10 protein-coding genes are annotated in these 14341 nt (G+C 65.4%); 5 read left to right on the top strand and 5 right to left on the bottom strand.

Translation table 11 applies throughout. From position 1 onward, the window contains the following. Positions 1–22: 22 nt before the first annotated feature. The 3 genes from accB to AC1DGP_RS22690 form a co-directional block, all read right to left on the bottom strand. Positions 23–481, bottom strand: a complete 459-nt coding sequence (gene accB / locus AC1DGP_RS22700) for an acetyl-CoA carboxylase biotin carboxyl carrier protein (protein WP_441489988.1) — start codon at positions 479–481, stop codon at positions 23–25. Between the two features lie 82 nt (positions 482–563). After that, positions 564–1022 (bottom strand): type II 3-dehydroquinate dehydratase, encoded by a 459-nt coding sequence (gene aroQ, locus AC1DGP_RS22695; RefSeq protein ID WP_113512750.1) that lies wholly within the window; start codon positions 1020–1022, stop codon positions 564–566. Positions 1023–1146: 124 nt separating this feature from the next. Further along, positions 1147–2019 (bottom strand): DsbA family protein, encoded by an 873-nt coding sequence (locus AC1DGP_RS22690; protein ID WP_441505386.1) that lies wholly within the window; start codon positions 2017–2019, stop codon positions 1147–1149. 293 nt (positions 2020–2312) lie between these two features. On the opposite strand from AC1DGP_RS22690, the gene AC1DGP_RS22685 reads away from it, so the two are divergent. Both AC1DGP_RS22685 and AC1DGP_RS22680 read left to right on the top strand, forming a co-directional pair. Continuing rightward, complete coding sequence (locus AC1DGP_RS22685; protein WP_441505387.1) at positions 2313–3503, top strand: aminotransferase class I/II-fold pyridoxal phosphate-dependent enzyme; 1191 nt, start codon at positions 2313–2315, stop codon at positions 3501–3503. Between the two features lie 91 nt (positions 3504–3594). Further along, positions 3595–5862, top strand: coding sequence for a mechanosensitive ion channel family protein (locus AC1DGP_RS22680; RefSeq protein WP_441505388.1), 2268 nt, complete (start codon positions 3595–3597; stop codon positions 5860–5862). Positions 5863–5866: 4 nt separating this feature from the next. Here the strand turns inward: AC1DGP_RS22680 and AC1DGP_RS22675 are convergent, their stop codons facing one another. Then, the gene (locus tag AC1DGP_RS22675; RefSeq protein WP_441489992.1) at positions 5867–6232 is read right to left on the bottom strand and encodes a hypothetical protein; all 366 of its coding nucleotides are present in this window, start codon (positions 6230–6232) and stop codon (positions 5867–5869) included. A gap of 58 nt (positions 6233–6290) precedes the next feature. Continuing rightward, on the bottom strand, positions 6291–9038 hold the full coding sequence (locus tag AC1DGP_RS22670; RefSeq protein WP_441489993.1) for an Rne/Rng family ribonuclease: 2748 nt from the start codon (positions 9036–9038) through the stop codon (positions 6291–6293). A 615-nt stretch (positions 9039–9653) separates the two neighbouring features. On the opposite strand from AC1DGP_RS22670, the gene AC1DGP_RS22665 reads away from it, so the two are divergent. The 3 genes from AC1DGP_RS22665 to AC1DGP_RS22655 all read left to right on the top strand — a co-directional run bounded on the left by AC1DGP_RS22665 (position 9654) and on the right by AC1DGP_RS22655 (position 14221). Next, positions 9654–10934, top strand: coding sequence for an N-acetylmuramoyl-L-alanine amidase (locus AC1DGP_RS22665; RefSeq protein WP_441505389.1), 1281 nt, complete (start codon positions 9654–9656; stop codon positions 10932–10934). 203 nt (positions 10935–11137) lie between these two features. After that, complete coding sequence (locus AC1DGP_RS22660) at positions 11138–13588, top strand: penicillin-binding protein 1A (protein ID WP_476832541.1); 2451 nt, start codon at positions 11138–11140, stop codon at positions 13586–13588. Between the two features lie 105 nt (positions 13589–13693). Further along, the gene (locus AC1DGP_RS22655; protein WP_476832540.1) at positions 13694–14221 is read left to right on the top strand and encodes a DUF1697 domain-containing protein; all 528 of its coding nucleotides are present in this window, start codon (positions 13694–13696) and stop codon (positions 14219–14221) included. Positions 14222–14341 lie beyond the last annotated feature (120 nt).

Genomic DNA, 14341 nt, shown 5'->3' with positions numbered 1-14341 from the left:
TCGTCCGCGCCCGCTGCCCCGCTCACTCGATCACCAGAAGCGGCTCGCCGTATTCGACCGGCTGCCCGTCCTCGACCATGATCGCCGTGACCTTGCCGGCGCGCGGCGCGACGATGTCGTTGAAGGTCTTCATCGCCTCGACGAGAAGGACCCGCTCACCCGCCTTTACCTCCTGGCCGATCTCGACGAAGGGCTTCGCTTCAGGCGAGGGGCGGCGATAGGCGGTGCCGACCATCGGGGAGGGCACGGTGCCGGGGTGGGCGGCTGCCGACTTGACCTCGACCGGCGCGGTCGCGACCGGTGCATGGGCCATGGCCGGGGCATGCGAGGCGACGGGCACCTGCACGGTTGCGGAGATGGTGCGGGCCACACGGACGCGCAGATCACCCTTCTCGACCTCGATCTCGGACAGGTCGGTCTCGTTGAGGAGCTGCGCGAGTTCGCGCACCAGTTCGGGATCGATCGGGCTCTTGGTCGCCATGGCGGGTTTCACCGTCTTCGTCGTCTTGGTTGAGAGGATGGGCAGCCGCGAGGCGCCACCCTGCTGGATTGAGCCGGCCCGTTCAGGCCGCCGTCTTTTCCGCGCGCTTCTGGAGAAGCGGCACGATCGCGTCGAAAGCAAGGTCGTAGCTGGCGACGCCGAAGCCGCAGATCACGCCAACGCAGACCGGTGCCATGTAGGAATGGTGCCGGAATTCCTCGCGGGCGTGCACGTTGGAGACATGGACCTCGATGGCGAGGGCCTCGGTGCCCTTGATCGCATCGCGCAGCGCGACGGAGGTGTGGGTGTAGGCGCCGGCATTGATGATGATGCCGGCTCCCGCCAGCCCTGCCTGCTGCACGCGGGTGACGAGCTCACCTTCGAAATTGGTCTGGCTGAAGGTCAGCTCGACCCCGGCAGCGGCGGCCCTCGCCTTAAGGCGTTCCTCGACGCCGGCGAGCGTCACCGAACCGTAGGTTCCGGGCTCGCGGGTGCCGAGCAGATTCAGATTGGGTCCGTTCAGGACGTGGACGGCGACCATGGCTCGCGTTGATTCCTCAAGCCGCGAAGCTGCGGCGTCGGCGTCGTCTTAACCGGAACGGCGGGACAGGGGAAGCCTGTGACGCCGGCCTGCGATGAGAGCCACCACAGGCCGGCCGGTTTCATCAGCCGCTGCAGGTGGCCTTGCCGCATTTGCGGACGGCTTCGATCTTCTCCTTCAGCGCCGCGGCGCCAACGGCGCCGAAGACAACTTCGTCACCGATGATGAAGGCCGGAGTGCCGGTCAGGCCGAGCCGATCGCCGAGTGCGACCGTGGACTCGATCGCGGCGCGGGTTGCAGGCGCGTCCATGTCCTTGCGGGCGCGCTCGACATCGGCGCCGGCGTCCTTGGCGATCTCCAGCGCCTTGGCGCCGTTGATCCGGCCCTTGGTCGCCATCAGCTTGTTGTGGAAATCCCAGTACTTCTGGCCCTGCAGCTGGTTCTTCACGGCGATGGCGACACGGCTCGCCTCGACCGAATCGGGGCCGAGGATCGGGAAATCCTTGATCACGACGCGCAGCTTCGGGTCGTCCTTGGCGAGGGTGCGGACATCGTCGAGCGCCCTTTTGCAGAAGCCGCAATTGTAATCCATGAACTCGATCAGGGTGACATCACCCTGCGGATTGGCGGCGATGATCGATGTCGCGGGATCGACGAGGTTCGCCTTTTCGCTGGCGACGGCGCTGCGCTGTGCCTCGGCCTGAGCGACCTGATTGCGGCGCTCGAGTTCGACGAGCGCTTCCTGGATCAGTTCAGGGTTCTTCAGCAGCGTCTCGCGAATGAGATCGGTGACGGCCTTGCGCTGTTCGGGTGACAGGGGCTGTCCCTGCGCCTGAACCGGAGCGGCGGCCAGGGTTACGGCGAGGCCGAGCCCGCCCAAGACCAGACCCGCGCGCCTGATTCCGGCGAAGGCCGGGCGGAGCAGGGTGAACAGAGCCATGTCGTCATCCTTTCGGGCTCGCCGGCCCTTGGCCACGGCAAGCGTTGAACCGGTCATCTTGCGCCCCTTCTCCGCTCTCGCGCGGGCAGCGTCAATTCACAGCTTTGCCAGCGGTTGCGGCGGGAGCATGACCTGACCTGTGCGCAGCGTCGCTCAACACCATTGCGAATGCGATGGTCGGTCACCTCCTGTCGCCGAGTTGGAGACGGGGCAGGCGCAAGCCGGCCTCTCGAAGGAGGCCCCCGGTCGTCGTCTGTGCCACAAACGGCTTCCCACGCTCCCTCCTGATGCTCTAGGGCACTGCTTCAAGTGGCGGGCGGGGCTCCGCCGGTTCCCGACGCGAGATCTGCATGACAACCGATGTTCACCGCCTAGCGACGCCGCCCGCGCTCTCCGCTCGTGCGGCCGAGGTCGCACCCTTCATCGTCATGGACGTGATGAACCAGGCCGCAGCGATCGAGCGGGCCGGTGGTTCGGTCGTGCATATGGAGGTCGGGCAGCCTTCCGCGCCGACACCGGCCAGCATCCGCGCTGCAGCGGCGCGCGCGCTCGAGCATGGTCGCATCGGCTATACGCAGGCGCTCGGCACCGACTCTCTCAGGGCGCGTATCGCGCGCCACTATCAGGACGCCTATGGCGTCAGCATTCCGGCCGATCGTGTCATCGTGACCACCGGTTCGTCGGGTGGCTTCATTCTCGCATTCCTCGCCTGTTTCCAGCCGGGCGCACGCGTCGCGATCACGGCGCCGGGCTATCCGGCCTATCGCAACATCCTGACCGCGTTGGGGCTGGAACCGGTCGCGATCGAGGTTGGCCCGGAGACCCGCTACGCGCTGACCCCGGACCTGATTGCGAAAGGTCACGCCGAGCGCCCGCTCGCGGGCGTCCTGACCATGAGCCCCGCCAATCCGACCGGCGTGGTGATGGCACCAGACGCGATCGCTGCCGTCGCCGCTGAATGCCGCCGGCTTGGGTTGTGGTACATTTCCGACGAAATCTATCACGGCTTGACCTATGAGACGCCCGCGACGACGGCGCTGAGCGCCGATCAGGACGCGATCATCGTCAATTCGTTCTCGAAATATTACTGCATGACGGGCTGGCGCGTCGGTTGGCTCGTGGTGCCGCAGCGCATGGTGCGCACGATCGAGCGGTTGCAGCAGAATTTCTCGATCTCGGTGCCGTATCTCAGCCAGGTGGCGGGTGAGGCGGCCTTCGATGCGACTGCCGAGTGCGAGGCAATCAAGGCCGGCTATGCCGCCAACCGCGCCTATTTGCTGAAGGCTTTGCCTGAAATCGGCCTGGGCGATTTCCTGCCTGTCGACGGGGCCTTCTACATCTATCTCGACATCGGACGATATTCGAACGATTCCATGGCCTTCTGCCGCGATGTGCTCGAACAGGCTCATGTCGCGATCACCCCCGGCCTCGATTTCGACGGGGGGCGTGGCGCACGCACGGTGCGACTTTCCTTCGCCGGTTCGCTGGCTGAATGCGAGGACGCGGTCTCGCGCTTGGGCATGTGGCTGAAACGGCGCTGAGAGCCTGTAACGATGCCAGCGCGGAATGCTTGCCAAATGGATGTATTCCCGTCCAAGTCATAGGAGAGCAGACAAGGGGGAACCGGTTTTGATGCGAGCTTTCTTTGCGTCTTCGCGCGGTCATGCCCTCCCGGCGGCGCTGGTCCTCCTTGCCTTTCTGCTCATCGGATCGGGATCCGCAGCGTTCGCCCAGGCGTCCGGTGACAACAGCGTGACCCTGATCCTGCGCGGGGACGAGGCGCCCGACGCGCTGCGCAAGACCATCACGACGCTGGAGGCGGGGGGGCGCAAGGTCATTCTCCGCATGGCTGGCCCCGGCGAGGCCGTCGCAACTGCACCGGCGGCAGCGGCCACACCTGTCAAGCCCGCGCCTGCGGAAACGCGCGTTGCGGTTGCCGAAACGCGGCTGGAGGAGGTTGCCAACCATTTCGTCGAAGGGTTCGACTATGGCAACGCCTCGATCCCGTCCGCGACGCGCATACCGAGCGACTGGGCTCGCGCCTGGGCCGCCAATCAGAATGGCGCCACGGGAATGTCGGCGGGGGCCCGCGTCCTGCTCGTCCTGTTTGCCGCCACGGCTTTCGCCGTCATCCTCTGGAAAATGACGCGCGGCTTGATCGCCAAGCGCCTGGTGCCGCGGGACGACACGCTCTTCGAACGGTTCGTTGCCTCCTCGATCGGCTTTGCGCACGATTTCGCCGCGCTCGTGGCCCTATGGCTCGCCGGGCGAACCCTGGTGCGGTGGCTTCTGCCGCAGCTCGATTTCGCGCAACACATCGCCACGGCCGAACTCTACGGACTGGGGATGTTGTGGTCGTTCGCGATGGCCGGGCGGTTCCTGCTTTCCCCGGGGAACCCGGCGCGGCGCATCCTGCCTCTGCCGCGTGCCGAACGGCATTTCGGGCTGATCATGATCTATGCCTTCTTCGGGCATATCGTTCTGGTCGTGAACGCGCTCGGCGAAGGCTCGGCGTCGGATCCTGCCTCGATTGCCGGATGGTTCGCGGTGTCCTCGCTGCTGCTGACGGCCTACAAGGTCTGGTGGTTCTGGTACGCACGGCATGACCTTGTCAGCCTGGCGCAGCCCGGCCCCTCGGCAAGCGGCTTGCGCCGCTTGGTTGCTGCGGCGACGCCCTGGCTCTTGATGGCGAGCGCCGTGTTGATCTGGGCCGTGGGCCGCAGCGCCGCTGTCATGCCTGATGGCGCGCACTGGGGCGTCAAGGCGGGGACCACGCAGTTCATCGTCGTGCTTGCTCCGATCGTGGCGTCGGGGCTTGGGGCGCTGATCCGCTCGTGGCTGAACTGTCGCTCCGTGGAGCGCGAGCAGACCCCACTCTCGAGTGCAATGGGCAGGACCTTGCAATCGAGCGTGGTGGGCTTCGTCTGGCTCTGCGCCCTCTATTTGCTGGTCCGGCTCTGGAGCGGTTTCGTCATGGACGCCGATGCGCCCGATACCGTGTCGTTCGGTCAACGCCTCCTCAGTGTCGCCTCCCTGGCCTTCATGGGATGGATCGCGCTGACCTTCCTGCGTGCCTTCTTCGATGCCTATACGCCGCGTGCCGTGCATGCAGGGCCGACAGACGAGGAAGCTCCCCCAGACGACCATGTCCCGTCCAGGCTCGGCACGGTGCTCCCGGTGCTGCGCGGTGTCGTGCTCGGGGCCGTGATCGGCCTGACCAGCCTTGTCGTGCTATCACGGCTGGGTGTCGATATCGGGCCCCTCTTGGCCGGCTTCGGCATCCTGGGCCTCGCCGTGTCCTTCGGTTCGCAAGCGCTCGTGCGCGATATCGTCTCCGGCTTCTTCTTCATGGTCGAGGATGCCTTCCGCGTCGGCGAATACGTCGATACGGGGCGGCTCAAGGGCACGGTCGAGAAGATTTCGCTACGCTCGGTACAACTGCGCCATCAGAGCGGACAGATCCATACAGTGCCCTTCGGCCAGATCCCGTCCCTGACCAATGCCAGCCGCGACTGGGCAACGGTGAAGTTCAACGTCCGGCTCGACCGCTCCGCCGATATCGAGAAGGCGCGCAAGACAATCAAGAAGATCGGCCTCGCGTTGCTGGAGGACCCGGAATTCGGACCTCACTTCATCGCGCAGCTCAAGATGCAGGGTGTGGCCGAGATTGCCGACACTGCGATCGTCATCCGGCTGAAATTCACCGCCAAGCCGGCTCAGGCCGGTGCGCTCCAGCGTGAGGCGCTGAAGCGGATGTATCAGGCGCTCAACGATGCCGGCGTAGCCTTTGCCTCGAACGCCGTGACCGTCAGGGGCGGTGAAGGGCAGGCCTCTGCCGGGGCCGCCGCATCGATCACGACCATCCAGCCGCCGACGCCGCTGGCGCCTTCGGCCGGGTAGGGTCTCAACGACTGGCTTCGAGGATGAAGAAGAAGCCGAAGCCAATGGCTGTCAGCAGGAGGCCAAGCCCGAGTCCGAGGCGGGCGGCAGAAATCTGGGCGACGAGTTGGGTGCGAAAGCCCGCTCGCTCTGCCTCATGCTCACGGCCATGCTTGTGGAATTGGCTGGCATAGAGATCCGGCGTCATCTGGTGGCCGACGGGCCGGTTTTCCTCGAGCTCGAAGCGGATCGCCACGAAGGCGATGAAGAGGCCGAGCAAGCCGACGCCGAACCAGCCGATCGCCTGCAAAGCCAGCCAGGCGAGACCGAGCAGCGCCGCGATGCAGACGACGACGAGCGCCAGTCGCTCAAAGCTTCTCGGCGGCGGCATCGACGGTCACCCCCTTAACGAAGAAGGCCGCTGCGAGTGATCGCAGCGGCCGGAAGTCTTACTTGCGTCCGGCGAGCTTGTTCCACCAGCCGCCGCGCTTCGGCCGGTCCGGATCCGGCGGGGTCAGGACGACCGCGACGGGTTCCTCGACGACACGCGGGGCAGGTTCGGGAGCGGGCTCAGCTTCGGAGGTGATCGGCGTCTCGACCGGAGCAGCCGGAGCTTCGACTGCGGGGGCGGGAGCCTCGGCGGCGACGCCGTCCTCGGTGATCGGTACGACCTTCTTGCGTGCCCGACTACGCTTCGGCTTCTCGGCCGGTGCGGCCTCGGCGGCGACGGTCTCCGTCACGCCCTCGGCTGCCTTCGCCGCTTCGGGGGCTGCCTCTTGCTCGGTTTCGGCCTTGATCTTGCGCGTGCTGCGGCGGGCGCGGCGCGGCTTGGCCTCCTCGACGGCTTCGGCTGCAACCTCGGCGACAGGCGCTTCGGCTGGCTCGGCTACGGGAGCCGGGGTGGCTTCCGCGACAGCGGGGCTGTCGGCGTGCTCGTCGCCATCCTCGTCGCCTTCATCGCCTTCGGCGTCGCTGCCGCCCTCGATCTGCTGGCCGTTCGCATCGCGCTCGCCACCACGCCGGCGCCGACGACGGCGGCGGCGCTTGCGTCCGCCGTCCCCACGGGCTTCGCCATCGCCGCGTTCCGCAACGGCGTCTGCCTGGGTAGCGTCTTCCTGCTCGTCTTCGCTTCCTCCGGCGGCCTCCGCCTCGGCCGCTGCATCGAGCGCATCGTCATCGACATGCGCGATCGCCTCGGCCTTGAAGGGGCTCGGAACGACGCGGCCTTCATTGCCGACGAACTCGCCGCGCTCGACCTCGAAATAGCGGGTGCCGAGCAGGGTCGCGTCGGCCGAGACCGTGATCGCGATGGCGAAGCGTGTCTCGAGGTCGGTGAGATGCGCGCGCTTCTGGTTGAGGACATAGAGCGCCACTTCAGGCCGCGTCCGGACCGAAAGATTGTGCGAGGCGCTCTTGATCAGGGTCTCTTCCAGCGCGCGCAGGATCTGCAGCGCCACCGAGGAGGTCGAGCGGATCATGCCGGCACCCGCGCAGTGCGGGCAGGGGACCGAGGAGCTCTCGAGGACGCCGGTGCGGATGCGCTGACGCGACATCTCCAGCAGGCCGAAGGCCGAAATCCGGCCGACCTGGATGCGCGCACGGTCGTTCTTGAGGCAGTCCTTGAGCTTCTTCTCGACGGCGCGGTTGTTGCGATTCTCCTCCATGTCGATGAAATCGATCACGATGAGACCTGCAAGATCGCGCAGCCTGAGCTGGCGGGAGATTTCCTCCGCCGCTTCGAGATTGGTCTTGAGAGCCGTGTCCTCGATATTGTGTTCGCGGGTCGAGCGGCCCGAGTTGATATCGATCGCGACCAGAGCTTCGGTCTGGTTGATGACGATATAGCCGCCGGACTTCAGCGTGACGGTGTTCGAGAACATTGCGTCGAGCTGGCTCTCGACGCCGAACGAGGCGAAGAGCGGGGTCTGGTCGCGATAGGCCTTCACGCTCTTGGCATGGCTCGGCATGAGCATGCGCATGAAGTCCTTGGCCTCGCGGTAGGCCTCCTCGCCGGCGACATGAACCTCGTCGATGTCCTTGTTGTAGAGATCGCGGATCGAGCGCTTGACGAGGTTTCCTTCCTCATAGACGAGCGCCGGCGCGACGGAGCCGAGCGTGAGTTCGCGCACGCTCTCCCACATCCGCATCAGATACTCGTAGTCGCGCTTGATCTCGACCTTGGTGCGGGAGGCGCCGGCCGTGCGCAGGATGATGCCCATCCCTTCCGGCACCTCCAGTTCCTGGGCGATTTCCTTGAGGCGCTTGCGGTCCTCGGCATTGGTGATCTTGCGCGAGATGCCGCCGCCCTTGCCGGTGTTCGGCATCAGCACCGAATAGCGGCCGGCGAGCGAGAGATAGGTGGTGAGCGCCGCGCCCTTGTTGCCGCGCTCTTCCTTGACGACCTGGACCAGGATGATCTGGCGGCGCTTGATCACCTCCTGGATCTTGTACTGGCGGCGCGAGTGGCGCGGGCGCTCCGGCATATCGTCCAGGGCGTCGCCGCCGCCGAGCTGCTCCGGCTCTTCCTGCGGCTCGTCGTGGCCATGGTCGTCGCTGTCTTCGCCGTTCTCGTCCTCGTCATTCTCGGACGGACGGCGCGCTTCCTCGTTGTCAGCGGACGCCTCGCCGACTTCTGCAGAGGCTTCGATCACGGTCTCGAAGGTCAGCGGCGCAGCGTTCTCGACGACGGTCTCGTCACTCGATTCTGCGACCTCCGGTGCAAAATACTCGCCGAAGGCGGGCGCGCCTTCGTTGACCATGGCGGCTTCCTTGCCGTCGGTCTCGACGACATCGGCGCTGACGGTCTCGTCGTTGCTCGCCTTCTTGGCGCGTCCGTCGCGGTCACGCCGGCCGCGGTCGCGGCGGCCGCGCTTCTCGCGGCGTTCCTCGTCGCGCTCTTCCTCGCGGTCGGCGCGTGCTTCCTCGGCGAGCAGGGCCTGCCGGTCGGCCACCGGAATCTGGTAGTAGTCCGGATGGATTTCGGAGAAGGCGAGGAACCCGTGACGGTTGCCGCCATATTCGACGAATGCGGCCTGGAGCGAAGGTTCGACCCGCGTCACCTTCGCCAGATAGATATTGCCCCGCAGCGGCTTGCGGCTGGCAGATTCGAAATCAAATTCCTCGACGCGCGAGCCGCGCACCACCACGACCCGGGTCTCTTCCGGGTGTGTTGCGTCGATAAGCATCTTGTTGGCCATAAGAGATTTCCATTGGCGCAGCCGCCGACAGGACCCGCCGGGCTGCGGAAGGATATCCGCTGCCGCGGGCAGGGGCGCCGCGCATGAGCCGGCATGAACCGGCATGTTGCAGGAGGGAGTGAGGGATCAGGACGCGATGGCGGATCGGGAAGCCTGCCCGGGCAAAAAGCCCGCCGCAGTCCCGAAGGTATGGACGATGCACCGATGAGCTAAGCGGCGTCGTATGCCCCGACATCTGACCTAACCTGCAGTGCGTGCGTCGAAGACGATTGCACCGCGTTTGCACGCTCGCGAAAGACTGCCATGCGTCGAACCTCATGCCTGACGCAGGCCGTCCGCGGACGATCCGTTGGCGGCTGCCCTGCCGCGACAAGTCCTGTAAGGGCCTGTCGCTTCGCCGTGTCCCGGACGCCAACGGATCCTCGAATCCGGATGCGCGCTACGGGTGGCTCTGCAATGCAACCACCCCCATTACAGACAGGTGACAGTGATTTGCAAGTCACATCGCTTGGGCAACATCATGGCGGTGGCGCCGGGGCGGTTCTCGCCATCACAATTGCGTGGTAACCGGCTGTTAAGCTTCTGCGTCGCTATGGTTAAGCCTTGGTGACGCCAATGGGATCCATTCGCCTGACGTTCCATTCCCACAGCGCTGGCCTGAACCGGCTGACGGTTTCAGGCGTGGTCCGTCTGATGCTCGGGTCCTGGTTGATTCTAGCGCCATGCGCGCCGGTAAACGCCAATCCTGCGCCCAGGCCTGCAAACGAGTTTCCAGTCGCGACCGATGCCAGGATCGAGCAGGCCGGTGAGGTCGTCAGGCTCACCATGGCGCTCTCGCGTCCCGTCGAGATCAGCGCCTCGGTGATGGCCGCGCCCGATCGGGCGGTGATCGACCTGCCATCGGTCAATTTCCAGGTTCAGCCGAATACGGCGCGCAAGAGTGCCGGCTTCGTCAGCGCCTTCCGTTTCGGGATGTTCACGGCCGATCGTTCCCGCATCATTCTGGATCTCGCTCAGCCAGCCGTGGTCGCGAAGGCCGAGGTCCGCAAGGTGCGCGGCGGATTCGGCGAGCTGGTCGTGGAGTTGAAGCGCGCAAGCCGGGCCGAGTTCCAGGCAGCTTCGGTGCGCCCGGCTCCGCAGTCGCAGGAGGGGCCGGCGTCTCAAGTGCCCAAGCCGCACGGCGAGACACGCCAACTCGTGGTGATCGACCCCGGACATGGTGGGATCGATCCCGGTGCCGTGGTTGCCTCGATCGCCGAGAAATCCGTCGTCCTCGCCTTCGGGCTGGCTCTGAAGGAGCAACTCGAAGCCGGCGGCCGCTATCGGGTGATGATGACGCGCGATGACGATACCTTCGTACCATTGGGGCAGCGCGTGAAGATCGCCCGCGCCGCCGGCGCCGATCTCTTCATCTCGATCCATGCCGATTCGCTGACGCAGGCGCAGGATGTGCGCGGCGCAACGATCTATACCGGCTCGGAGCGCGCCACCGACGCCGAATCGGCCCGGCTCGCCGCCAAGGAAAACCAGGCGGATGCCGTCGCGGGCCTCGACGCGGCCGAGGACGTGCAGGACGTCGCGGGCATCCTGATGGATCTCGCCAAGCGGGAAACCCGGACATTCTCTTCGGTCTTCGCGCGAAATCTGGTCGAGAAGCTCGGCGGTTCGGTCAAGCTGCACAAGGTACCCTTGCGTTCCGCAGGATTTCGTGTCCTGACCGCGCCGGATGTTCCCTCCGTACTGATCGAGCTCGGCTATATGTCGAGCCCCAAGGATGCGGAGTTGCTGAATTCGCCATCCTGGCGAGCGCAGGCAGTCGGGGCGGTCCACAACGCGATCGATGGCTATTTCACCAGTACGCTTTCGGCTGGAAAAGCTGCCGCGAACCAACGTTGAGACCTGTTGATGCGGTTGGCGAAGATTGTGGTCGTTAGGCCACGGTTCCGCCATCTCAGCCGTGTTATAGACCTGATTTGGAAGCGACGAGGACGAGAGCTGGGAGCGAGACGGTGGCAGCCGTTTCTTGCACGAGATCGGCTCTGTTGCGGCGAACCCGGCGAGACCGGTCACTGCACAGCAATCAGGGGCATGGGCCTTAGATGCGGTTTATTCTGCGACTCTTCGGGTGGCTATTCGCTGCGGGCACGATCGTATTCGTCATCGGCGCGGTCGTGGCCGGCGGGTTCATCTGGCATTATTCGAAGGATCTGCCCGACTCGGCGCAGCTGCGGAACTATGAGCCGCCGGTGATGAGTCGTGTGCATGCCGGTGACGGCAGCCTGATCGCCGAATTCGCCCGCGAGCGCCGCCTCTATCTGCCGATCCAGGCGATTCCCAAGCTGGTCGTCGACGCCTATCTCTCGGCTGAGGACAAGAATTTCTACAAGCATATGGGTGTCGACCCTGAGGGGCTTGTCCGCGCGGCGATCACGAATTTTCGCAACCGCGCGTCCGGTCGCCGGCCGCAGGGCGCCTCGACCATTACCCAGCAGGTTGCGAAGAACTTCCTCGTCGGCTCGGAGCAGTCGCTGGAGCGCAAGATTCGCGAGGCGCTGATCGCGCTGCGCATCGAGGGGACCTATTCCAAGGACAAGATCCTCGAGCTCTACCTGAACGAGATCTATCTCGGAGCTCCGGCACCAGGGCAGGGCAGCTACGGCGTTGCCGCTGCCGCACTGAATTATTTCGGCAAGTCGGTGCATGAGCTGAACCTGCAGGAGGTCGCCTATCTCGCGGCTCTGCCCAAGGCTCCGACCGACCTTCACCCCTTCCGCAATCGCGAACGGGCGATCKAGCGTCGCAACTACGTGCTCGATCGCATGGCGGAGAACGGTGTGGTCAAGCGCGAGGAGGCCGAGGCCGCCAAGAAGCAGCAGCTCGGCGTCAACCCGCGTACGATTTCACCCAACAACATCGCGGCCGGCTATTTTGCCGAAGAGATTCGTCGCGAACTGCAGGATCGCTACGGCGAGAAGAAGCTGCTCGAGGGCGGCCTTTCCGTGCGCGCCACCGTCGATCCCAAGATGCAGCTGCTTGCCCGTAAGTCGCTGGTCGACGGGCTCGTGCGCTTCGACGAGGCGCGCGGCTGGCGCGGTGCCATCCAGAAGCTCGACATCAGCGCGCGCGACTGGGGCATTGCGCTCGGCGACTTGCCGGTGCTCGGCGACGTGGCGCCCTGGCGCCTTGCCGTCGTGCTCGATGTCAGTGGCGACAGCGCGCGACTCGGCCTGCATCCGGGACGCGAGAATTCCGGTCATCTCCGGACCGAGCGCGATACCGTGACGCTGACGGGTGACGGCATCCGCTGGACCCGACGCGCCCGCGTCGCCCAGGCCGTCTCGGTCGGCGATGTCGTCTATGTCGAGCCGATTGACAGCAGGCCCGGCCAGGTCCGCCTGCGCCAGATGCCCGAGGTCAACGGTGCCATCACCGTGATGGATCCGTATTCCGGCCGCGTGCTGGCCATGGTCGGCGGCTTCTCGCATGACCAGTCGGAGTTCAACCGCGCGACGCAGGCGCTGCGCCAGCCGGGCTCGTCCTTCAAGCCTTTCGTCTACGCCACTGCGCTCGACAACGGCTATACGCCGTCGAGCATCGTGCTCGACGCGCCGATCGAGGTCGATCAGGGCGGCGGCCTCGGTGTCTGGCGGCCTGAGAACTATGATGGCAAGTCGACCGGGCCACGCACCCTGCGCTACGGCATCCAGTTCTCCAAGAACCTGATGACGGTCCGCCTTGCCAAGGATGTCGGAATGCCGCTGATCGCGGAATATGCCCGTCGCTTCGGCATCTATGACGACATGCTGCCGGTGCTCTCGATGTCGCTCGGCGCCGGTGAAACCACCGTAATGCGCATGACGGCGGCCTATTCGATGCTGGTCAACGGCGGCAAGCGCATTCGTCCGACCTTGATCGACCGCATCCAGGATCGCTTTGGTGGCACGATCTATCGTCACGATCAGCGCGTCTGCGAAGGCTGCAATGCTGACAAATGGGCGAGCCAGAAGGAGCCGCGCCTGATCGACAATCGCGACCAGGTGCTCGATCCGCTGACGGCCTACCAGATGGTTTCACTGCTCGAAGGCGTGGTGCAGAACGGCACGGCGCAGGTGGTCAAGTCGGTCGGCAAGCCACTCGCGGGCAAGACCGGCACGACCAACGAGGCCAAGGACGTCTGGTTCGTCGGCTTCTCGCCGGATCTCGCGGTCGGCGTCTATATGGGCTTCGACAAGCCGAAGTCGCTGGGCAACTCGGCGACGGCCGGCCAATATGCCGCTCCGATCTTCCGCGACTTCATGATGGCTGCGCTGAAGGACAAGCCGGCGACGCCGTTCCGCGTGCCGGCCGGCATCAAGTTGATCCGCGTCGATCCGCGCAGCGGCATGCGTGCCGGTGGCGAAGGCGGCATTCTCGAAGCCTTCAAGCCGGGTACCGCTCCGCCCGACAGCTACTCGGTCATCGGTGCTGCGGGTGAGGGTGGCGGCGCGCCGTTCAACGTCTCTCCCGGCGGCGGGCGCAGCGTCGGGTCCGGCACCGGCGGCCTGTACTAGATCCGTTATCGCCGGCGTGGGAGCGAAGGCCAGATCGGCCCCGTGTCTCGCGCCGGCGTTCTGTATCCCGGCCGGCGAGGGCGCCGGCATTGGGCCGAACTCTGCATGCGGCGAGACGCCATGACGGCCTATATAGCCCTGTTGCGCGCGGTTAATGTCGGGGGAACGGGAAAACTCCCGATGACCACTTTGAAGGCGATGTGCGAGGAAGCTGGCCTTAGCCAGGTGCGCACCTATATCGCCAGCGGCAATGTGGTGTTCACGAGCGATGCGGACGAAGCGCAGATCAAGTCGGTGCTCGAGGACAAACTCCGGACCCATGCGGGAAAGCCAGTCGGTGTGCTGGTCAGATCTGCCGCCGAGATGTCCGGGGTGCTGGCGCGCAATCCCTTTTCGGACAAGCCTGGTAACCGCACGGTGGCGATCTTCGTCGACGAGCCGCTTCCCGCTGACACCCTGGACCATGCCCGCGGTATCCGGGGTGAGCTGGTGCATCTCGCCCAGCGCGAAGTCTATATCTTTTATGGCGACGGGATGGCGGATTCACGCTTGCGCATTCCGGCCTGCGACCCCGGCACGGCGCGCAACATGAACACGGTGGCGAAGCTCGTGGAGATGACTGCACCTCGCTGATGGCCTCGCGGAGGCTGGAAAACATTCTGTGCCGTTTACACCCGCGCCTTTCGCCCCTATCTGAACAGCTCCGTCCGGCATGCCGGATCGAATCCCATCAAGGAAAGTTCTGCTGGCATC

The organism is Allobosea sp. 05T433 (assembly GCF_056396065.1).
Note: the sequence above shows the minus strand (reverse complement) of the source record. Positions and strands in the feature narration are given on the sequence as shown.